We start from the raw sequence: 20,911 nt of genomic DNA, 5'->3' as shown, positions 1-20,911 counted from the left end.
CCACGGCAGATGCGCCGGTCGCGGCGTGAGGTTGGAAGGTCGGCGCTTGGGCAGGAGAACGCGAATGCCGTGCCAGTGCCTCGAAGCTGCGTCGAAGGCCGCCGGGATGCGGGAACACCCTGAGCGCCAGGCTCTCTCCGCGCGCACGGCGTCGTGCGGGACGGCGCAGTGTCACGCGATGGAACAGGGGTGGAACAGCAGCGGACCTCGCGCGGCCGGTCGCGCTGGAGCGCAAGCGCGACCCGGGCGGCCAGCGGACACCTTACTCGGGCTTGAAGCCGATCGCTCGCAGCACCCTGGCGTTCTCCTCGCCCGCGCGGCGCATGTCCTGCGAGAGTTCCTCGCTCGCCAGGGGCAGCCCCGGCTCCATGCCCAGCTCCGCCAACCTCCCTTGCGTTTGCGGGCTGGCCAGGTACAGCAGCGTCGCCGCACGCACCTGCTGCTGCAGCGCCGCCGGCATGTCCGGCCGCGACCACAGCGCGAACCAGCTCACGTCCGTGAGTTCGGGGTAACCGAGTTCCGCGAAGGTGGGCACGTCCGGCAGCAGCGGCGAGCGCTGCGGGCCGGTCGTCGCGTGCGCACGGACCTTGCCCGCGCGCAGCATCGGCAACACCGCGGCAGGGCCTTCCACCATCAGCGGCAGGTGCCCGGCCACCAGGTCCTGCAAGGCGGGAGGCGCGCCCCGGTAGGGAACGAAGGTGAGCTCGATCCCGGCAAGCTGGGCGAACTGCACGCCCAGGGTGTGCGAGCGCAGCCCGACACCCGCGGTGCCGAAGGCCAGCGTGCCGGGTTTCGACTTCGCGAGAGCGACCAGCTCGCCCAGGTTGCGGGCCGGCAGCTGCGGGCTGGCCAGCAGCAGCTGCGGCTGCCGGGCCAGCTGCACGATCGGCCTCAGGTCCTGGTAAGGCTCGTAGCGCACCCTCATGGCCTGCGGCACCTCGGTGACGATGCCGCGCTGGATCATGAGGAAGGTGCCGCCGTCGGCCGGTGCGGACAGCAGCTCCTGGACCGCCAGCACGCCGCTCGCGCCCGGCTTGTAGTCCACGATCACGGGCCGCCCGAGCGCCCGCTCCAGGCTTTCGGCCAGGGGACGCGCCACCACGTCGGCCGCGCCGCCCGGCGGGCCCGCGATGACGATGCGCACGATGCGCGTCGGCCATTCGGCCGCGCGCGCCGGCGCGGGCGCCGCGAGCAGCAGGCCCGCCAGCGCGAGACCGCCGAACGCCACCAAGCGCCGGCTGCGGTTCATGCCGCTGCCCGCCCTGCGCGCCGCCATTGCGACGGTGACTGCCCGAACTCCGCGCTGAACCAGCGCGAGAACGCACTCGTGCTGGTGAATCCGACCCGCGCCGCGACGTCCGCCACCGGACAGCGCGGGTCGCTCATGTACCGGCCCGCAAGCCCCCGGCGGGCCTGCGTGACCACGCGGGAGAATTCCGTCCCCTCCTCTTCCAGCCGCCGCTGCAGCGTGCGGGGACTCATGCCCAGGCTGGCGCCCACGTCCGCGATGCCGCCGCGCCCCTGCGGCAGCAGCACTTCCAGCGTGCGGCGGACGTTGGCGGTGTTCGCACCCGGGCCACCGGGTGCCGGCTGGTCGAGCAGTTCCTGCGCGTACTGCGCAAAGGAGGCGTCGGCCTGGGGATTGGGCCGGTCGAGGTGCGCGCGCGGCAAGACGATGCCATCGACTTCGCAGCCGAATTCCACCGGACAGCAGAACAGCTGGTGGTGCAAGGCGATGTCCGCCGGGGCGGAGTGCACGAAGCGCACCTCCTGCGGATGCCAGCTCGCCCCCAGGAAGGCGCGCAGCAGCGTCATCAGCGAGCCGAGTGCCAGTTCCACCGTGTGGCGGCCGGGCCGTGCGCGCTCGGTCCGCAAGTGCAACTGGATGACGGCAAGCTCGCCGGCTTCGTGCAGGTGGAGGGTGACCGGTTCGCTGCGCAGGTGCCGGTAGTGCTCGAACTGGCGCAGCGCCTCGCGCAAGCTGGCCTCGTGCTGCATCAGCAGGCCCAGGCGGCCGAAATCGGACATGCGCCAGGACCGTGCGACCAGCAGCCCCACGGAGCGCAAGCCGGCCTCGCGCTCTGCCGCGTCGATGACGCTCGCCAGCCACGATTCAGGCACCCGCAGCTCGGGCGAGACCATGCATTGCGGGTCCACGCCGGCGCGCCGGAACAGGCGCGCGACGTCCACACCGGCGGATCCCGCGACCTCCGAGAACTTCACCAACGGAGCGCTGCGAATCAGCTTGGCCGCCATGCGGTCCATCTTACGCGCCAGTTGACGAAACGCGCCATCCCTGCGCGGATCGCGCCACGCGGTGCCGTCCGGTGGATCGCGCTTCCTAGGATGGTTCCCACAGCAGGAGCCAGACCATGCATGACGACACTTCGACCGGGGGCGACAGCCAGGCGGCACCGACGGTGCACCTGGTGGACGACGATCCGATGGTGGCATCGGCGCTGGGCCGCCTGCTGCGATCGCATGGCTACGAGGTGGTACTGCACGACCATGGGCAGGCCTTCCTGGATGCCTATCGCCCCGGGCGGCCAGCCTGCGCGGTCGTCGACATCGTCATGCCCGTGATGGACGGCCTCGCCTTGCAGGCCAGCTTGCTGGATCTGCCCGAGCGTCCGGCGCTGGTCTTCCTGTCCGGGCTGGCCGATATCCCGGTGTGCGCCACCGCGATGCGGCGCGGCGCCATCGATTTCCTCACCAAGCCCGTGGACGAGGAGAGGCTGCTGGCCGCCATCCGCACCGCGCTCGAGCGCGACGCCGAGGCCCATGCGAAGCGCGCGTACCAGCGTGCCGTCGAGGAGCGCTTCGCCAGGCTGACCGGGCGCGAGTGCGAGGTGCTGGGACACGTCGCCCGGGGCCGGCTCAACAAGCAGATCGCCTACGACCTGGGCATTGCGGAGAAAACCGTGAAGGTCCACCGGGCACGCGCCATGGACAAGGTCGGTGCCCGCTCGGTGGCGGCACTGGTCAAGCTGCTGGAGAGAAGCACCGTCGTGCTGGAGCACGACGGTGATGCCTGGCCGGGCCAGGTGACCGTGGTGGACCTGCCTTGCCGACCTCAGCCGCAGCAGCAGCACGCCGCCCAGGTGTGACGTTCCTTGGCGGAAGGGCTCAGCCGGCTCCGCGCAGCCAGCACGCGGCGCCCTCCCCCGCCACCCGGCCCGTGGCGAAGCAGGCCGTGAGGAGGTAGCCGCCGGTCGGCGCCTCCCAGTCCAGCATCTCGCCCGCGCAGAACACGCCGGGCAACGCGCGCACCATGCCATTCGCATCGAGCGCCTCCAGCCGCACGCCGCCCGCGGTGCTGATGGCTTCCGCCACCGGGCGCGGGCGGACAAGCGTCAGCGGGAGCGCCTTGAGCGCGATGGCGAGGGCCTGCGGATCGTTCAGCTGCTCATGCGAAAGCAGCTCGTGCAGCAGGGCCATCTTCAGTCCGGCGATGCCCAGCCGGCTCTTGAGGTGCGTGGACAGGCTGCGCGGTCCGCGCGGACGCGTGGTCTCCGCCAGCACCTGCGCCGCACCGTGCTGCGGCAGCAGGTCGACGAGCAGCGTGGCCTTGCCCTGCGTGGCGATCGCGTCGCGCAGTGGCGCCGAGAAGGCATAGACCAGGCTGCCCTCGATGCCGGTGTCGGTCAGCACGAACTCGCCCTGGCGCGCTTCCTGCGGCGCCTGCGTGGAAAGCCGGGCCGCGACCGGCTTCACGGGCTGGCCGGCGAAGCGCTGCCGCAGGTGATCGCTCCAGCCGGCGGCGCCGGCACGCGTGGGCGCGACGTCGAAGCCGCAGTTGGCGGCTTGCAGCGGCGCGATCTCCACGCCGCGCGCGGCCAGCAGCGGCACCCAGGCGCCGTCGGAGCCCAGCCGCGGCCAGCTGGCGCCGCCGAGGGCCAGCACGGTCGCGTCGGCGGCGTGCGTGATGCGGCCGGCCGGTGCGTCGAAGACCAGGGCGTTGGTGGCCTCGTCCCAGCCCTGCCAGCGGTGGCGCGTGTGCAAGCGCACGCCGGCCGCGCGCAGGCGGTGCAGCCAGGCGCGCAGCAGCGGCGCGGCCTTCATGTCCTCGGGGAACACGCGGCCGGAGGTGCCGACGAAGGTGGTGATGCCCAGGTCGGCCGCCCACCGGCGAACTGCGTCGCCACCGAAGGCGCCCAGGGCCTTGTGCAAGTCGCCGCTGCGTTCGCCGTAGCGCGCGAGGAAGGGTTCGGCTGGCTCGGAGTGCGTGAGGTTCAGGCCGCCGCGTCCTGCGAGCAGGAACTTGCGGCCCACGGAGGGCATGGCATCGAAGAGGTCGACGCTGACGCCTTGCTGCGCAAGGACTTCGGCCGCCATCAGGCCGGCGGGTCCGCCGCCGATGACGGCGGCGCGGGAGGAAGAGGAAGTCACGGCAGCGATTGTCGTCGGGCGGGAAAGCAGAAAGCGCCGCGGGTGCGGCGCTTTCACTGGGAAGCCCTGGGTCCCCGCCTGTCGCGCAGTCACGCGGCCATGCCGCCTTGCAGGCGGCGCGGCCACAGGAAGGGCGTCAGGTGGCCAGCTGCCGTTCCAATTGGTCCAGCACCTCGTAGCAAGGCAGCACCTGGCGCACGCTGGAATTGGGCTCGCGCCCTTCCCTGATCGCGGCGATGAATTCGCGGTCCTGCAGTTCGATGCCGTTCATGGACACGTCGACCTTGGACACGTCGATCTTCTCTTCCTTGCCGTTGACCAGGTCGTCGTAGCGCGCGATGTAGGTCGCGGTGTCGCCGATGTAGCGGAAGAAGGTGCCCAGCGGCCCGTCGTTGTTGAAGGACAGCGACAGCGTGCAGATCGCACCGCTCTCGGTCTTGAGCTGGATGCTCATGTCCATCGCGATGCCCAGCTCCTTGTGGATGGGACCCTGCACGGCGTTGGCCTTCACGACCTTGCTGCCGGTCTGGTACTGGAACAGGTCCACCGTGTGCGCGGCGTGGTGCCACAGCAGGTGGTCGGTCCAGCTGCGCGCCTGGCCCAGCGCATTCATGTTGGTGCGGCGGAAGAAATAGGTCTGCACATCCATCTGCAGGATGTTGAACTCGCCGGCCTGGATCTTCTTGTGCACGTACTGGTGGCTGGGATTGAAGCGGCGCGTGTGGCCCACCATGGCGACAAGCCCGGTCTTCTTCTGTGTCTCCACCACCGCCCGGCCCTCTTGCAGCTTGTCGCACAGGGGAATCTCCACCTGCACGTGCTTGCCCGCCTTCATTGCGGCGATGGATTGCGCGGCGTGCATCTGCGTGGGCGTGCACAGGATGACGGCGTCCACGTCGGGACGCGCCAGCGCCTCGTCGAGGTTGGTCGTCACGTGCCTGGCGCCATACTTCTGCGCCACTTCCTGCGCCTTGGACAGCTCGCGGCCGATGATGGAGGTGACCTCCACCCCCTCGATGTTCTTCAGCCCGTCGAGATGCTTGATGCCGAAGGCGCCGGGTCCGGCGAGTGCGATGCGGACGGTCTTGGTCACGGGTTGTTCTCCAGGATCATGTGGCCCACGGCGGTGTTGCTCGCCGGGACGTGATAGAAGCGGTGCTTCAGGGTGGGCTTGCCGCCGCCGTTGACGTCGGCCATCGCGCCGCGCGCGATCAGCCACATCACCAGTTCGATGCCTTCGCTGCCGGCCTCCTGCACGTACTCCATGTGCGACATGGCGGCCAGGCCTTCGGGGTCGTCGACCAGGCGGTCGAGGAAGCGGTTGTCCCACTCCTTGTTGATGAGGCCGGCACGCGGGCCCTGCAGCTGGTGGCTCATGCCGCCCGTGCCCCAGATCTGGACGTTCAGGTCCTCGTCGAAGCTCTCCACCGCCTTGCGGATCGCCTGCCCGAGGCGGAAGCAGCGCATGCCGCTGGGCACCGGGTACTGCACCACGTTGACGGCGAAGGGGATGACCTTGAAGGGCCATGCCCGCGGCTGGCCGCACATCAGCGACAGCGGCACCGTCAGGCCATGGTCCACGTCCATCCTGTTGACGATGGTGAGGTCGAAGTCCTGCTGGATGACCGAGTGCGCGATGTGCGACGCGAGCTCGGGCGCGCCCTGCACGTCGGGCACCGGACGCGGGCCCCAGCCCTCGTCGGCCACCTTGAACTCCGCCGCCGTGCCGATCGCAAAGGTCGGGATGATGTCGAGGCTGAAGGCCGTGGCGTGGTCGTTGTAGACCAGGAAGACGACGTCCGGCTTGTTCTCCTTGATCCACTGGCGGGAGTACTCGTAGCCGGAGAAGACCTTCTGCCAGTACGGCTCCTGGGCCTTGCCCAGGTCCATCGCCGCGCCGATGGCCGGCACGTGCGAGGTGTAGACGGAAGCGGTGATGCGCGCCATTTATTTCTTCTCCTCCTTGCCCGTCCACGACGCGGGGCGGCCGCCGCCCACCATCATGTCGCGGTAGGCCTCCTCGCTCATGCCGGTCATGGAGCCGGCCATCTGCTGGAAGCTCTTGCCGTCGGTGGCGCCGATCTTGGCCAGGAAGTAGATGTTGCCGCCTAGCGCGATCATGGCGTTCATGTCACGCGAGATCACGGCCTTCTTCTGCTCCTCGCTCATGGGCCACTGGTCCAGGTAGGCGCGCTCGTCGGCCTTGAACTTCTCGCGGTTCTCCGCCTTCATCAGCGACATGCAGAACTGGTTGAGCCAGTAGCCCTTGCGGCTCTGTTCGGCGTCGAAGATCGTGGTGCCGGGGATGTTGGTATAGGGTCTGTCCAAAGGCATGGGGGCCTCCTCTCGTCATTGCAGGCAGGCGAAACTCGCCGCCGCGTTGGGGTCGCCGGCGCGGTAGCGCGGCACTTGCGGCCATTCGCAGGCGGGCCGGCCACGCTTGACGGCGAATGGCGCTTTCGCATCCTGTTCGACCAGCACCAGGCCCGTGGGTACCCGGCCCTGCTCCACCCAGCCGACGAGCGCCTGGAAGAAGTCGGCATTCGCCGGGCCGCCGCTGCCGACGTGGTCGACGTTGGGAGCCGTGTAGGCCTTGAAGAACGAATCCACGTTCTCGCGGCCCAGGCGCTGCACCACCGACTGGTGGTACTCGAGGCCCGTATACGGGCTCTGCGCATAGTCGCCCAGGTTCTCCAGCAGGATCAGCTTGCCGCCGGCAGCGCGGAAGGCGGAGAGGTCCGGGTTGGTGGAGTCCATCAGCTCGGACACTTCGCGCACGCGCGGCAGGTGGTCCTGGATGCGGTAGCTGCGCAGGTCGGCGTTCGGGTTGCGGGCGTAGAAGTACTGGATGGCGCCCGCTCCGTAGAACCAGGCGATGCCGTTGGCCTGCACCGGCGGGAAGGCCGGCGCCTGGGTCCCCGTCCACCACGACTGCCAGCCGCCGGTGGGCCCGAAGGACGCCGTGCCTTCCCCGCTGGGGCCCCGGCCCGGATAGCTGGTGAGGCCGTTGGCGAGCCCCGCGCCGCTGAGGTCCAGGCGCGAGTGCAGCGTCTGCACCGCGCGGATCTGCGCGTCGGTGAGGCAGTTGTCGCCGGCCGCCGCGGGGCAGCGCAGCTTGGCGAGGTCGAAACGGGTGCGGCAGCTCACCGGGTCGGAGACCAGGCCGTCGGCAACGCCGTCGGCGGTGTCGCAAGCCCCCAGCACCGCCTCGTGCACCAGCTTCACCTGCGCCGGGTTGATCCAGCCGCCGTCGGTGAGCGCCAGGCCGTCGCGCAGGCCGGCGTGCTGCAGCGCGGTCCAGTGGATCACGGGCACGCGGCTGAAGATGCCGTTGAAGTCGCGCGGATAGCGCTGCGCCATCGTCAGGCCCTCGCGCCCGCCTTCGGAGCTGCCCACGAAGTACAGCTTCTGCGGTCCGCGGCCATAGGCCTTCGTCATCACGGCCACGGCGACGTCGCGCACCTTCTTGTACGAGGCATGCGCGAAATTCACCAGCGCCTCGTCATTGAGCGCGAAGGTCTGCGGCGGCTCGTTCGGCTTGTTCTGGTGGCCCGAGTCGGTGCCGTAGGTCACGTAGCCCTCGGCCAGGGGCGCGGGCCGGTCGTAGCGCGCCGCGGGCACCAGCGCTTCGCCCGAGATCAGCACGCCGTTGAAGCCGCCGCCGCCGTACTGCACCGAGCGGCCGTTCCACTGCACGGGCAGGTTGATCTGGAACTGGATCGGAGGAGCGTTCGGGTCCAGGGGGGCGATCTGCCCCAGCACCTTGCAGCGCTCGGGCAAGGCCGGCGTGATCATGGCCGCGGGCGTCGGGCCGCGCTCGGCGACGGCCAGCGGGCTCGCGGGCTGCAGCACGGCGGAATTGAGCACGGCATGGCCGCTCGGGATGCCGATGGCGGACGCTGCAATGGTCGTGCCGGCCAGCGACGCGCAAACCGCCTGCGGATTCGCGGCGAGCAGCGTCTTCGTGGGCGTCGATGCGCAACCGGCCAGCAGCACGAGGGCGCCGGCGACCAGGATCCTCTTGTCCATCACTTGCCTTCCTCCGGCCAGTACAGGCGGTTGGGGTTGTCGACCAGCAGCTTCTGCTGCAGCTCCTTCGTCGTCGCGATGTGCGGGATGAAGTCCACCAGCAGGCCGTCATCGGGCATGTGGCCCTTGAGGTTGGGGTGCGGCCAGTCGGTGCCCCACAGCACGCGGTCCGGGAAGGACTCGACCACCTTGCGCGCGAACGGCACCACGTCGCGGTAGGCATTGCGCTCCCCATTGAGCGCTGGCGGGCCGGAGACCGACAGGCGCTCCGGGCAGCTGACCTTGCTCCACACGTTGCCGTGCTCGCGCATGAACTGCAGGAACAGCTGGAACTCGGGGCCGTCGATCGGCTTGCTCACGTCGGGGCGGCCCATGTGGTCCACCACCACGGTGGTGGGCAGCGCGGTGAAGAAGTCCCACAGCTGCGGCAGGTCCACCGCCTCGAAGTAGATCACCACGTGCCAGCCGAGCGGCGCGATGCGGCCGGCGATTTCCAGCAGTTCGTCCTTCGGGGTGAAGTCCACCAGCCGCTTGACGAAGTTGAAGCGCACGCCGCGCACGCCGGCGGCGTGCATGTCCTGCAGTTCCTGGTCGGTCACGCTGCGCCTGACGGTCGCCACGCCCTTGGCCTTGCCGTTGGCGTGCTGCAGCGCGTCCACCAGCGCACGGTTGTCGGCGCCATGGCAGGTGGCCTGGACGATCACGTTCTTGCTGAAGCCCAGGTGGTCGCGCAGGGCGAACAGCTGCTGCCAGCTCGCGTCGCAAGGCGTGTACTTGCGCTCGGGCGCGTAGGGGAACTGGTCGCCGGGGCCGAACACATGGCAGTGCGCGTCCACGGCATTGGGGGGCAGCTTGAACTGCGGCTTGCTCGGGCCGGCGTACCAGTCGAGCCAGCCGGGAGTCTTCTCGAATCCGCCGGAGGTGGGTTTTCCGCTCATGGTTGCCTTCAGTCGATGTAGCGCAGGCCGGCTTTTTCGAGGCCTTCGCGCATCTTGTACATGTCCAGACCCAGCACGCCGCCGGCCAGCTTGGCGCGCTTCTCGCCTTCGTTCGCTTCGCGGGCCGCGGCGGCGTCCAGGGTCTTCCTGGCCACGGCCGCGGGCACGCACACCACGCCGTCGTCGTCGGCCACGATCACGTCACCGGGGTGCACCAGCGCGTTCGCGCAGACCACGGGAATGTTCACCGAGCCCAGCGTGGCCTTCACGGTGCCCTTGGCGCTGATCGCCCTGCTCCAGACCGGGAAGTTCATTTCCGTCAGCGTCTTCACGTCGCGCACGCCGGCGTCGATCACGAGCGCGACCGCGCCGCGGGCCTTGAACGAGGTGGCGAGCAGGTCGCCGAAGAAGCCGTCGGTGTTGGGCGAGGTGAGCGCCGCGACGACGACGTCGCCGGGCCGGATCTGCTCCGCCACGACGTGCAGCATCCAGTTGTCGCCGGGTTGCAGCAGCACGGTGACCGCGGTGCCGGAGACCTGGGCGCCCGCGAAGATGGGCCGCATGTAGGTGTTCATCAGCCCCACGCGGCCCATGGCCTCGTGCACGGTTGCCGACCCGTACTGGGCCAGCTTGTCGGCCACCTCGCGGTCGGCTCGCTTGATGTTCCGATAGACGACGCCTAGTTCGTACATGGTTGCTTCTCCAGTTCATTCACCGCTGGGCGCAGGGTGAGGGGCATTTCACTTGCCGCGCTTCTTCAGCTGCGCGTCCAGCCGCGGGAAGACGCGGCGGGTGTTGGCTTCGAAGATCGCGTGCTTGTCCTCGGCCGAGAGGATGGGCGACGCGTCGATGTACTTCTTGGTGTCGTCGTAGTAGTTGCCGGTCTGGGGATCGATGCCGCGCACGGCGCCGATCATCTCGGAGGCGAACAGCACGTTCTTGACCGGGATCACCGTGTTCAGCAGGTTGATGCCCGGCTGGTGGTACACGCAGGTGTCGAAGAACACGTTGTTCATCACGTGCGTGTCCAGCGTCGGCTTCTTGATCTCCTGCGCCAGGCCGCGGAAGCGCCCCCAGTGGTACGGCACCGCGCCGCCGCCGTGCGGGATGATGAAGCGCAGCGTCGGGAAGTCCTTGAACAGGTCGCCCTGCACCAGCTGCATGAATGCTGTCGTGTCGGCGTTCAGGTAGTGGGCGCCGGTCGTGTGGAACGCGGGATTGCACGACGTGGACACGTGCACCATCGCCGGCACGTCGTACTCCACCATCTTCTCGTAGATCGGGTACCACTGGCGGTCCGTCAGCGGCGGCTCCTTCCAGTGGCCGCCCGAGGGGTCCGGGTTCAGGTTGATGCCCACCGCCCCGTACTCGCGGATGCACTTCTCCATCTCGGGGATGCAGGTCCTGGGGTCCACGCCGGGCGACTGCGGCAGCATGGCCACCGGCACGAAGTGCTCGGGGAACAGCTGGCTCACGCGGAAGCACAGCTCGTTGCAGATGGCCGACCAGGTGCTGGAGACGTTGAAGTCGCCGATGTGGTGCGCCATGAAGCTCGCCCGCGGCGAGAACAGCGTCAGGTCGTTGCCGCGCTCCTTCATCAGGCGCAGCTGGTTGTTGACGATGGTCTCGCGGATGTCCTCGTCGCTGATCTTCAGCTCGGACACCTTGGGCATCGCGGACGGATCCTTGATGCCGGCGATCTGCTTGTTGCGCCACTGTTCCAGCTGCGGGGGAGCCGTGGTGTAGTGGCCGTGGCAATCGATGATGATGCTCATCTCGTCTTTCCTCGGGGTTGCCGCGCGGCGCGCGGCGGGTTCTTCAGGCGGCGGGTTCCATGCCGTGGCGGCGCTTGGCCGCCTCGGCATCCGGCGAGGCCATGAAGGCCAGCATGGCGTGCACGGCCTCGCCCTGGGTCGAGGCCTTGCACAGCGCCCCGGAGAATGTGGTGGTGATCTGCACGGGCGGCGGCATGGCGCCGATGACGTCGATGCCTTCCAGGTGGATCAGCTCGCTCAGTTGCTGGAAGCCCAGGGCGACCTCGCCGCGCGCGACCAGCGCGCCGACCGGGATGCCGGGTTGCGCCTGCACCAGGCGGCCCTGCAACTCCTGCGCGATGCCCCAGCGCTCGAACAGCTTCACCAGCGACACGCCGCTCGGGCCCGTGGAGTAGCCCACGGTGGGCGCGGCGAGCACGGCGCGCTGGAGCGCCTCCTCGCTGAACACGTCGGGGTGCGGTGCACCGGAGCGCACGGCGATCGCGACGCCCGAGTCGACCAGGTCCACGCGCGTGCCGGGCACGACGTGGCCAGCGGCCACCAGTTTGTCGATCGCGTCGGCCGCCAGGAACACCACATCGAAGGCTTCGCCCGCGGCAACGCGCTTGGCCGCATCGACCCCGCCCACCGACTCGATCTGCACGGCGCGTCCGGAGCGCTGCTCCCACGCCTTGGCCAGCTCGTTGAGCACCTGGCGCGTGGCCATGGAGGAGATTCCCGTGAGCTTGGCGGTCATGGCGGAATTGTGGGCGCCACAGGCACCCCGTCAAAGCCAGCCGTGCCACTAGCAGCTATAGCGCTTCGGCATAATTGCTGATCAGCTATTCACGCCCATGGACCTCAAGCAGCTCGAATACTTCGTTCGCGTCGCCGAGCTCGGCAGTTTCACGCGCGCCGCGATCGAGCTCGACGTGGCGCAGCCGGCCCTGAGCCGGCAGGTGCGCCTGCTCGAAGTCGAACTGCGGCAGAACCTGCTGGTGCGCAACGGCCGCGGTGCGGTGCCGACCGAGGCAGGCAAGCTGCTGCTGGACCACGGTCGCGGCATCCTGCACCAGGTCGAGCGCGCGCGCGACGACCTGGGGCGGCTGCGCGGCGGGCTGGCCGGCCGGGTCGCCGTGGGCTTGCCCAGCAGCGTGGCGCGGGTGCTGACCGTTCCCCTCACCCGCGCCTTCCGGGAGGCGCTGCCGGAGGCGCGGCTGTCGATCAGCGAAGGCCTGTCCAGCGGGCTGCAGGAAGGCCTGATCTCCGGCCGGCTGGACATCGTCGTGCTCTACAACGCGCAGCCTTCGCGCGAGCTGGACCTCACGCCGCTGATGGAAGAGGAGCTGGTGCTGGTGCAGGCGCGCCCGCCCGGCATCGCGGAAGACCCGCCGCCGGGGCCGCTGTCCCTGGCCGAAGTGGCCAGGCTGCCGCTGGTGATCCCGACCCGGCCGAACGCGATCCGCATGCACGTGGAAGCCGAGATGGCCGACATCGGCTGCCGCCCGGACGTGGTGCTGGAGATCGACGGCGTGTCGGCCATCCTGGACCTGGTGCTCGATGGCGCGGGCTGCGCCATCCTCTCGCGCAACGCCCTGCTCAACTCGCCGCGGCCCTCGGCCTACACCGCCCGGCAGATCGGCGCGAACCCGCTGCGCATCCGGCTGTCCCTGGCCACCAGCCTGCAGCGTCCGACGACGCCGGTGCAGAAGGCGACGCTGGAACTCATTCGCGACAAGGCGCCGGCGGTGGTGGCGCGTCTGCTCTAACCCGTCATCCCCGCGCAAGGGGCGCGCAGGCGCAGGCCCAAGGCGGCCATGGTCCTGCTCCCTAGCGCTGCGCGCAGGGCCGTCGGTGCGGGCACCTGGACGCAGCGTGCGCTACATCTTCGGGATCTTCGCCTGTGCGATCACGCCGCTCCAGCGCTTGATCTCGCTGGAGAGCAGGCTCGCCAGCTGCGCCGGCGTGCTGGACTTCGCGTCCACGCTCAGGTCGGCCAGCTTCTTCTTCAGGTCCGCACTCGCCAGCGCCACCTGGCATTCGTGCGCCAGCCGCTCGATGATGTCTTTCGGCGTCTTCGCGGGCGCGGCCAGCGCGTTCCACGACGCGATGTGCAGCCCCTTGAGGGCGCCGCCGGACTCGGAGGCGGTCGGCACGTCGGCCAGGCCCAGCGCCCGCTTCTCGCCGAAGGTGGCCAGCGCGCGCAGCGCCTTGGAGGTGATCTGCGAGCGGATCGGCGCCAGGATCTCCACGCCTGCATCGACCTCGCCGCCCCGCAGCGCGGTGACGACCGCCGGCGTGCCGTTGAAAGGCACCACCTGCGCCTGGATGCCGGCCGTGGTCTTGAACAGTTCGGCCGCGAGGTTCTGCGTGCTGCCCACGGCGATGGTGGCGATGTTCAGCTTGCCCGGCTTGGCCTTGGCTTCGGCGAGCAGGTCGCCCAGCGTCTTGAAGCGCGAGTTCTCCGGCACCACCAGCGCGATGTCGAAGGTGCCCAGCAGCGAGATCGGCGCGAAATCCTTCTCGGCGTCGAAGGGCAGCTTGGAGAACAGGCCTTCGCTGACGGCGGTGCCGTTGCTCATGAGGAGCAGCGTGTAGCCATCGGGATCCGCTTGCGCGACGAGGTTGCCCGCCGTGACGCCGCCGGCGCCCGGCCGGTTGTCGATGATGAAGCTCGTGCCCATCTGCTCGCCGAGCTTCTGGCCCACGGCGCGCGCGGTGAGGTCGGCCACGCCGCCGGCGCCGAAGGGCACCACGATGCGCACCGGCTTGGCGGGCCACTTGGACTGGGCCCGCACCCAGGGGGAGGCGATGGCGGCGCCCAGCGCGGCCACCGCATGGCGACGGGAAAGCGAAGTGTTCATGGTCCTTATCGTGCCACGCCCAGGAGGCGGTCGAGGAGCTCGGGGGCGCCGCGAAGTGCAGCGGCGGTATCGGAATGCACCACGGTTCCGTGGTCCAGCACGATGGCGCGGTCGGAGATGGCCAGGATCGCCTGCGGGTGCTGCTCCACGATGATGGCCGACAGGCCCTCCTCGCGCGTGATGCGCGCGATCGCCTTGAGCAGTTCCGCCACGATGATGGGCGCGAGGCCTTCGAGCGGCTCGTCGAGCAGCAGCAGCCTGGGGTTCACGACCAGTGCGCGACCCACGGCGAGCATCTGCTGCTCGCCGCCGGACAGCTGCGTGCCCAGGTTGGTCTTGCGCTCGGCCAGGCGCGGGAACATCTCGTAGACGCGCTGCGGCGTCCAGCGGCCCGGACGCGCCACGGCCGTGAGGTTCTCGTGCACCGTGAGCGACTTGAAGATGTTGCGCTCCTGCGGCACCCAGCCGATGCCCGCCGCGGCACGCTGGTGGGACGGCAGCTTGTGCAGCGCCGTGCCAGCCAGCGTGATGCTGCCGCCGTGCTGGCGCGTCGCGCCGGCCAGGGTGTTGATCAGCGTCGTCTTGCCGGTGCCGTTGCGGCCCAGGAGCGCGAGCGTCTGCCCTTCGCCGAGGCCGAAGGACACTTCGTTGAGGACCACCGCCTCGCCGTAGCCGGCGCTGAGCTGGTCGACCCGCAGCAGTTCAGACATGGGCAGCCTCCTCGCCGTGTCCCAGGTAGACGGCCTTGACTTCCGGGTTCGCGGCGATCTCGGCCGGCGAGCCTTCGGTGAGCACGGTGCCGTTCACGAGAACGGTCATGCGGTTGGCGAAGCTGAAGACCAGGTCCATGTCGTGCTCGATCAGCAGCACGGACACGTCGGCGGGCAGCGCCGCCACGGTCTGCAGCAGCTCCTCGCGCTCGCCCGCCGGGACGCCGGCCACCGGCTCGTCGAGAAGCAGCACGCGCGGCTCGCACGCCAGCGCGATCGCGATCTCCAGCAGCCGGCGCTTGCCGTAGGCGAGGTGCTCGGTCTTCTGCGTGGCCACTTCGGCCAGGTGGAACTGTTCCAGCAGCAGCTGCGCCCGCTCGGCCACGCCGGCATCGCTGCCCAGCGACTTCCACCAGCGCGCGCCCAGCCCGCGGTGCTGCGACACGACCAGCGCCAGCGTCTCCAGCGGCGTCATGGACGCGAACAGCTGGTTGATCTGGAAGGTGCGCACCATGCCGCGGCGCACGCGCTTGTAGGGCGCCAGCTGCGAGATGTCCTTGCCTTCGAGGGTGATGCTGCCCGAGGTGGGCTCCAGCACGCCGGTCAGCAGGTTGATCAGCGTCGTCTTGCCGGCGCCATTGGGGCCGATCAGTGCGTGACGCGCGCCGCGGCGCAGGTTCAGGGTGACGTCGTTGGTGGCGGTGATGCCGCCGAACTTCTTCACCAGCCCCTGGCAGGAGAGGACGACGTCGTTCATCAGGAACCTCCCCCGGGCTTGCCCACTGCGGGGTCCGCGCCTGCCGCCTCCGGAACGAGGGGGCCCGCAGCTTCGGGCGGCCGCGCTGCGTCGGGCCGCCTCCTCCACCAGGTCCAGGGCTTCAACAGGCGGTCGCGGCCGACCAGCACCAGCACCACCAGGAACAGGCCCAGCCAGAAGGTCCAGTACTGGGGCGTGATCTGCGACAGGAAGTCCTGCATCAGCCGGAACACGGCGGCGCCCAGCACGCCGCCATACAGCCAGCCGGTGCCGCCGATCACCAGCATCAGCATCACGTCGGCGGAGCGGTGGAACTCCAGCACGTCGATCGATGCGAAGCCCGAGCTCTGCGTGAACAGCGCCCCGGCGGCACCCGCCATCGCGGCGGCGACGGTGTAGACGGCGACCAGGCGGGCATGCACCGGCACGCCGATGGCCATGGCACGCAGGCGGTTGTCGCGGATCGCCTTGAGCGTTGCGCCGAAGGGCGAGTTGACGATGCGCCGGGCGACGAGGAACAGGATCAGCAGCACCGACAGCGAGTAGTACGAGGCGGTGTGGCCGGCGAGGTCGAACTCGAACTTGCCGAGCACCGGCGAGAACAGCAGGCCCTGGATGCCGTCGGTGCCGCCGGTGAGCCAGTCCAGCTTGTTCGCCAGTTCGGCGAGCAGCAGCGCGACGCCCAGCGTCACCATCAAGCGCGTCAGGTCGCTGCCGCGCAGCACGGTCAGGCTCGCCACCAGCCCGAGCAAGGCCGCGACGCCCATGGCCACCAGCAGGCCCAGGTGCGGGTCCGGCATGACGTGCTTGCAGAACAGCGCCGCGGTGTACGCGCCCAGTCCGAAGAAGGCCGCGTGGCCCAGCGACACGATGCCGGCGAAGCCGAGCACCAGGTCGAGCGACACCGCGAACAGGGCCAGGATGGCGATCTCGTTGATCAGCGCCGCATGGGAAGGGAACACCAGCGGCATGGCGAACGCGGCGAGCCACAGCACGGGCTCCCAGGGCTTCATGCGGCTGGCGCGCTGCAGGTTGGTCTGGGCCGGGATCATGCCTTGCCCCCTTGCCGCACGAACAGGCCGTTGGGCCGCCACAGCAGGATGACGATCATCAGGCTGTACACGATGAAGGCCCCCATCTTGGGGATGTAGTACTTGCCGGCCACGTCCGCGATGCCGAGCAGCAGCGCGGCCAGCAGCGGCCCGGTGATGGAGGACGTGCCGCCCACGGCCACCACGATCAGGAAATAGATCATGAACTTGAGCGGGAAGGTGGGGTCCAGCCCCAGCACCTCGGCGCCCAGCGCCCCGCCCAGGCCCGCCAGGCCGGAGCCGAAGGCGAAGGTGGAGAGGAACACCACGTTGACGTTGATGCCCATGCCGGCCGCCACGCGCTGGTCGTCGACCGCGGCGCGCAGGCGGCTGCCGAAGCGCGTGCGCGAGAGGATGTATTGCAGTCCCAGCGTCAACGCCGCGCACACCGCGATGATGAACAGCCGGTAGTGGCCCATGCCCAGCGAACCGATCTCCGTGCGTCCCTTGAGCCACGGGGGCAGCTGCATGATCTGCTGCGTCGAGCCCACGTAGTAGTCCACCGCCGCCACCGCCATGAACACCAGGCCGATGGAGAACAGCACCTGGTCCAGGTGGGGCTTGTGGTACAGGGGCCGGTACAGCGTGCGTTCCAGCACCGCGCCGAGCAGCGCCGAGCCCGCGAAGGCGATCGGCAGGCAGACCAGGAACGGCACGTCCAGCCGCTGCATCAGCAGCACCGTGATGTAGCCGCCCGCCATGGCGAAGGCGCCGTGGGCCAGGTTGATGAAGTTCATCAGGCCCATGGTCACGGCCAGTCCGACCGCCAGCACGAACAGCAGCATGCCGTAGGCGATGCCGTCGAAGAGGATGGTGAGCATGGTGGGAGTGGAGGTTACTCCCTCCCCTCTCGGGGGAGGGTTGGGGCGGGGGCGCGCCGTCCTGCGGGCTTGCGCGCCCCCCTCCCGGCCTTCCCCCGCAGGGGGAGGAGCAAGGCAGGATTACTTGGTCTTGCCCGGGTCCTTCACGTCCTTGATGACGTCGAACTCCACGTTCCAGAGCTGGCCGTCCTTCTTCTCCACCTTGCGCAGGTAGATGTTCTGCACGACGTCGCGGGTCTGGGCGTCGATGAACACCGGGCCACGCGGGCTCTCGAAGATCTGGCCCTTCATCGCCGCCAGCAGCGCGTCGCCGCCGCCCTTGCCGCCGGTCTTCTTGAGCGCTTCGTAGATGACGCGCATGCCGTCGTAGCCACCGACGGCCATGAAGTTGGGACGCAGGTTCTTGTTGGCCTTCGTGAAGGCTTCGACGAACTTCTTGTTGGCCGGCGAGTTGTGGTTCGTAGAGTAGTGGTGCGAGGTCACCACGCCCAGCGCGACGTCGCCCATGTCGTTGAGCTGGTCGTCGTCGGTGATGTCGCCGGTGCCGATCAGCTTGATGCCGGCCTTGTCCATGCCGCGCTCGCCGAACTGCTTCATCAGCGCCGCGCCGGCGCCCGAGGGCGTGAACACGAACAGCGCGTCGGGCTTGAGGTCACGCACCTTCTGCAGGAAAGGGGCGAAGTCCGGGTTCATCAGCGGCACGCGCAGCGACTCGGTCACCTTGCCGCCGTTGAACTGGAAGCGCTCCTTGAAGAACTTCTCGGCGTCGATGCCCGGGCCGTAGTCGGACACCAGCGTCACCACGTTCTTGATGCCGTTCTTGGGCGCCCAGTCGGCCAGCGCCACGGAGGCCTGCGGCAGGGTGAAGCTGCTGCGCACGATGTAGGGCGAGGCTTCGGTGATGCTGGAGGTCGCGGCGGCCATCACCACCAGCGGCGTCTTGGACTGCGTGGCGATCGGCGCGACGGCCAGCGCCGAGGGCGTGATGCCCATGCCGGCCAGCACGTTGACCTTGTCGTTGACCACCAGTTCCTGCGCCAGGCGGCGCGTGTTGGCGGGCACGCTGGCGTCGTCCTTGACGATCAACTGCACCTTCTTGCCGGCCACCGTGTCGCCGTTCTGCGCCATCCACAGCTTGGCGGCCGCCTCGATCTGGCGGCCGGTGGTGGCCTGCTGGCCGGTCATCGGCAGGATCAGGCCGATCTTGAACACGTTGTCCTGCGCCAGGCTCAGGCCGCTGGCCCCGGCGAGCGCGAGGACCGCGGCGGTCTGCAGAAGGGTTCTTTTGTGCATGGCGTGGGATCTCCTTGGTTGACTTGGACCGGGCGCGTGCGAGCGCTGCCTGCCGAAGCGTGCGCTGCGCATTCTGAAGGCCCGCTTCGCCATCGCAAACCTCAGGCGCGTCTAGCAGTTATGAGGCTTTGCGATATCGAAGCGCGAGTTATTGCACATGGCTGGGTGGCTGGCCGGAAAACACCGGACTGCCGAGCCAGGTGGCGGGAGTATCGCCCATGCCGCATGAACGCAACCGGCCCTGCGCTACCGCTGTCGGATCAAGCGCACCCCCGGCATCCGGCCCAGGTCCTCGGCCCGCACGGCTTCGCGCAGGTTGCGCTGGGCGATGCGCGAATGCTCGCGCATGATGGCCTCGGCCCGCGCGCCTTCCCGCCCCTCGATGGCGTCGAGCACCTGCCGGTGCTGGTCCTGGGCGACGATCAACATGTCGCGGGCCCGGGGCGAATCGGCCTGCACCACCACGAACCCGGAGGGCGAGGCGAACGGCAGGTTCACCACCCGCTCCAGTTCGCGCGACAGCACGGGGCTGGCCGCCATCTCGACCAGCAGCACGTGGAAGCGCTGGTTCAGCACGACGTAGCGGGTGAAGGCCTCGTCGTCCAGGGCGGGCTGCAGCAACAGCGTGTCGATGTCGGCCAGGCACGCGCGGGCTTCGGCCAGCACCACGGGGGCGACGCCGCGCTCCGCCGCCACGCGCGCCGACAGGCCTTCCATGGTGCCGCGCAGTTCGATGGCGTCCGCCACGTCCCGCTCGGAAAAGGTACGCACGGCGTAACCGCCGTTGGGCAGGGCCTGGAGCAGCCCTTCCTGCTCCAGGCGCATCAGCGCGGCGCGGATCGGCGTGCGCGACACGCCCAGGCGCTCGACCAGGTTGAGCTCGGCGATGCGGGCGCCGCCCGGCAACTCGCCGGCCAGGATCATCTCGCGCAGGCGCAACTGGGCCTTCACGGCCTGCGAACCACCCTGCTCGTCCGCCGGCACGACCGGCATCCCGGCGTTCATGCTGAGCCTCTTGTATACATGGACGGCAGATTAACCGCCGCACGCGGCACCGTCAATCGGCTCTCTCCAGAGGTAAACATCGGCGGAGACCCTGGCGAGGTCGGCCGAGCCTGTATACAACGCGTATCCCGTGACGTATGATCCGGCCGAAATTTCCCCCCAACCCTGCCGGACCCGCCCATGTTTCCCAAGAACGCCTGGTACGTCGCCTGCATGCCGGACGAGATCGACGACAAGCCGCTCGGCCGCACCATCTGCAACGAGAAGATCGCTTTCTACCGCCGCGGCGACGGCCAGGTGGCGGCGGTCGAAGACTTCTGCCCGCACCGCGGCGCCCAGCTGTCCCTGGGCTACGTCTCGGAAGGCAACCTGGTCTGCGGCTACCACGGGCTCGTGATGGGCTGCGACGGCAAGACCGTCGCCATGCCCGGCCAGCGCGTGCAGGGCTTCCCGAAGAACAAGTCCTATCCCGTGATCGAACGCTACGGCTTCGTGTGGGTGTGGCCCGGCGACGCGGCGCAGGCGGATCCGGCGAAGCTGCACCACCTGGCGTGGGCCGAGAGCCCCGACTGGACCTACGGCGGCGGGCTGTACCACATCAAGTGCGACTACCGCCTCATGGTCGACAACCTGATGGACCTCACGCACGAGACCTACGTGCACACCACCAGCATCGGCCAGAAGGAGATCGACGAGACGCCGGTCACGACGAAGACCGAAGGCGAGCACGTCGTCACCAGCCGCTTCATGGAGAACGTGATGCCGCCGCCGTTCTGGCGCGCCAACCTGCGCGGCAACGGCCTGGCCGACGACGTGCCGGTGGACCGCTGGCAGGTGTGCCACTTCTACCCGCCCTCGCACATCATGATCGAGGTGGGCGTGGCCCATGCCGGCAAGGGCGGCTACAACGCGGATGCCAAGGACAAGGTCTCCAGCATCGTCGTGGACTTCCTCACCCCTGAGACCGAGACCACCATGTGGTACTTCTGGGGCATGGCGCGCAACTTCAACGTGAAGGACACCAACCTCACGGCGCAGATCCGCGAGGGGCAGGCCAAGGTGTTCTCGGAAGACACGGCGGTGCTGGAGGCCCAGCAGCGCAACCTGCTGCTGAACCCGCAGCGCAAGCTGCTGATGCTCAACATCGACGCCGGCGGCGTGCAGTCGCGGCGCATCATCGACAAGCTCGTTGCCGCGGAAGACCCGCAGAAGCTGGTGGCCTGAAAATGTGCCCCCACGCTCACATTCGTTCGCTGCCCC

21 protein-coding genes are annotated in these 20,911 nt (G+C 69.2%); 3 read left to right on the top strand and 18 right to left on the bottom strand.

Annotated elements, in window-relative coordinates; translation table 11 throughout:
- Window positions 1-262: 262 nt before the first annotated feature.
- Window positions 263-1,276, bottom strand: a complete 1,014-nt coding sequence (locus AC3EGR_RS09210) for a Bug family tripartite tricarboxylate transporter substrate binding protein (RefSeq protein WP_488546167.1) — start codon at window positions 1,274-1,276, stop codon at window positions 263-265.
- Window positions 1,246-2,256 carry an AraC family transcriptional regulator gene (locus AC3EGR_RS09205; protein ID WP_488546166.1) on the bottom strand — a complete coding sequence of 337 codons (1,011 nt, stop codon included), beginning with the start codon at window positions 2,254-2,256 and terminating at the stop codon, window positions 1,246-1,248. Before AC3EGR_RS09205 ends, AC3EGR_RS09210 begins: the two co-directional genes overlap by 31 nt.
- A gap of 116 nt (window positions 2,257-2,372) precedes the next feature.
- On the opposite strand from AC3EGR_RS09205, the gene AC3EGR_RS09200 reads away from it, so the two are divergent.
- Complete coding sequence (locus tag AC3EGR_RS09200; RefSeq protein ID WP_488546165.1) at window positions 2,373-3,107, top strand: response regulator transcription factor; 735 nt, start codon at window positions 2,373-2,375, stop codon at window positions 3,105-3,107.
- Window positions 3,108-3,126: 19 nt separating this feature from the next.
- Here AC3EGR_RS09200 and AC3EGR_RS09195 read toward each other — a convergent pair whose 3' ends face one another.
- From AC3EGR_RS09195 to AC3EGR_RS09155, 9 genes are all read right to left on the bottom strand, one after another.
- Window positions 3,127-4,389, bottom strand: a complete 1,263-nt coding sequence (locus AC3EGR_RS09195) for a BaiN/RdsA family NAD(P)/FAD-dependent oxidoreductase (RefSeq protein WP_488546164.1) — start codon at window positions 4,387-4,389, stop codon at window positions 3,127-3,129.
- Window positions 4,390-4,525: 136 nt separating this feature from the next.
- Window positions 4,526-5,482: a Gfo/Idh/MocA family oxidoreductase gene (locus AC3EGR_RS09190; protein WP_488546163.1), complete on the bottom strand. Its 957-nt coding sequence runs from the start codon at window positions 5,480-5,482 to the stop codon at window positions 4,526-4,528.
- The gene (locus tag AC3EGR_RS09185; protein WP_488546162.1) at window positions 5,479-6,336 is read right to left on the bottom strand and encodes a class III extradiol dioxygenase subunit beta; all 858 of its coding nucleotides are present in this window, start codon (window positions 6,334-6,336) and stop codon (window positions 5,479-5,481) included. Before AC3EGR_RS09185 ends, AC3EGR_RS09190 begins: the two co-directional genes overlap by 4 nt.
- Entirely contained in the window at window positions 6,337-6,723 is a 387-nt protein-coding gene (gene ligA, locus AC3EGR_RS09180) for a protocatechuate 4,5-dioxygenase subunit alpha (RefSeq protein ID WP_488546161.1), read from the bottom strand.
- A gap of 15 nt (window positions 6,724-6,738) precedes the next feature.
- Complete coding sequence (locus tag AC3EGR_RS09175) at window positions 6,739-8,418, bottom strand: tannase/feruloyl esterase family alpha/beta hydrolase (protein ID WP_488546160.1); 1,680 nt, start codon at window positions 8,416-8,418, stop codon at window positions 6,739-6,741.
- Complete coding sequence (locus AC3EGR_RS09170; protein WP_488546159.1) at window positions 8,418-9,356, bottom strand: amidohydrolase family protein; 939 nt, start codon at window positions 9,354-9,356, stop codon at window positions 8,418-8,420. The genes AC3EGR_RS09175 and AC3EGR_RS09170 overlap by 1 nt, the downstream gene beginning before the upstream one ends.
- A gap of 8 nt (window positions 9,357-9,364) precedes the next feature.
- Window positions 9,365-10,048: a 4-carboxy-4-hydroxy-2-oxoadipate aldolase/oxaloacetate decarboxylase gene (ligK, locus tag AC3EGR_RS09165; protein WP_488546158.1), complete on the bottom strand. Its 684-nt coding sequence runs from the start codon at window positions 10,046-10,048 to the stop codon at window positions 9,365-9,367.
- Window positions 10,049-10,096: 48 nt separating this feature from the next.
- On the bottom strand, window positions 10,097-11,131 hold the full coding sequence (locus AC3EGR_RS09160; protein WP_488546157.1) for an amidohydrolase family protein: 1,035 nt from the start codon (window positions 11,129-11,131) through the stop codon (window positions 10,097-10,099).
- 43 nt (window positions 11,132-11,174) lie between these two features.
- Window positions 11,175-11,867 (bottom strand): substrate-binding domain-containing protein, encoded by a 693-nt coding sequence (locus tag AC3EGR_RS09155; protein ID WP_488546156.1) that lies wholly within the window; start codon window positions 11,865-11,867, stop codon window positions 11,175-11,177.
- Between the two features lie 97 nt (window positions 11,868-11,964).
- Between AC3EGR_RS09155 and AC3EGR_RS09150 the strand changes: the two genes are divergently transcribed.
- The gene (locus AC3EGR_RS09150; protein WP_488546155.1) at window positions 11,965-12,879 is read left to right on the top strand and encodes a LysR substrate-binding domain-containing protein; all 915 of its coding nucleotides are present in this window, start codon (window positions 11,965-11,967) and stop codon (window positions 12,877-12,879) included.
- Window positions 12,880-12,990: 111 nt separating this feature from the next.
- Here AC3EGR_RS09150 and AC3EGR_RS09145 read toward each other — a convergent pair whose 3' ends face one another.
- The 7 genes from AC3EGR_RS09145 to AC3EGR_RS09115 form a co-directional block, all read right to left on the bottom strand.
- Window positions 12,991-13,974 (bottom strand): Bug family tripartite tricarboxylate transporter substrate binding protein, encoded by a 984-nt coding sequence (locus tag AC3EGR_RS09145; protein ID WP_488546154.1) that lies wholly within the window; start codon window positions 13,972-13,974, stop codon window positions 12,991-12,993.
- 5 nt (window positions 13,975-13,979) lie between these two features.
- Complete coding sequence (locus AC3EGR_RS09140) at window positions 13,980-14,684, bottom strand: ABC transporter ATP-binding protein (RefSeq protein WP_488546153.1); 705 nt, start codon at window positions 14,682-14,684, stop codon at window positions 13,980-13,982.
- Window positions 14,677-15,441 carry an ABC transporter ATP-binding protein gene (locus tag AC3EGR_RS09135; protein ID WP_488546152.1) on the bottom strand — a complete coding sequence of 255 codons (765 nt, stop codon included), beginning with the start codon at window positions 15,439-15,441 and terminating at the stop codon, window positions 14,677-14,679. Before AC3EGR_RS09135 ends, AC3EGR_RS09140 begins: the two co-directional genes overlap by 8 nt.
- Complete coding sequence (locus AC3EGR_RS09130) at window positions 15,441-16,493, bottom strand: branched-chain amino acid ABC transporter permease (protein ID WP_488546151.1); 1,053 nt, start codon at window positions 16,491-16,493, stop codon at window positions 15,441-15,443. Before AC3EGR_RS09130 ends, AC3EGR_RS09135 begins: the two co-directional genes overlap by 1 nt.
- Window positions 16,490-17,353, bottom strand: a complete 864-nt coding sequence (locus AC3EGR_RS09125; RefSeq protein WP_488546150.1) for a branched-chain amino acid ABC transporter permease — start codon at window positions 17,351-17,353, stop codon at window positions 16,490-16,492. Before AC3EGR_RS09125 ends, AC3EGR_RS09130 begins: the two co-directional genes overlap by 4 nt.
- Before the next feature lie 120 nt (window positions 17,354-17,473).
- Window positions 17,474-18,646 (bottom strand): ABC transporter substrate-binding protein, encoded by a 1,173-nt coding sequence (locus tag AC3EGR_RS09120; protein ID WP_488546149.1) that lies wholly within the window; start codon window positions 18,644-18,646, stop codon window positions 17,474-17,476.
- 246 nt (window positions 18,647-18,892) lie between these two features.
- Window positions 18,893-19,651: a GntR family transcriptional regulator gene (locus AC3EGR_RS09115; protein ID WP_488546148.1), complete on the bottom strand. Its 759-nt coding sequence runs from the start codon at window positions 19,649-19,651 to the stop codon at window positions 18,893-18,895.
- Between the two features lie 180 nt (window positions 19,652-19,831).
- On the opposite strand from AC3EGR_RS09115, the gene AC3EGR_RS09110 reads away from it, so the two are divergent.
- Window positions 19,832-20,875 carry an aromatic ring-hydroxylating dioxygenase subunit alpha gene (locus AC3EGR_RS09110; protein WP_488546147.1) on the top strand — a complete coding sequence of 348 codons (1,044 nt, stop codon included), beginning with the start codon at window positions 19,832-19,834 and terminating at the stop codon, window positions 20,873-20,875.
- Window positions 20,876-20,911 lie beyond the last annotated feature (36 nt).

It is taken from the genome of Ramlibacter sp. G4-7 (assembly GCF_057784995.1).
The sequence above is the reverse complement of the archived record's forward strand: the minus strand, read 5'-3'. Positions and strand labels throughout refer to the sequence as shown.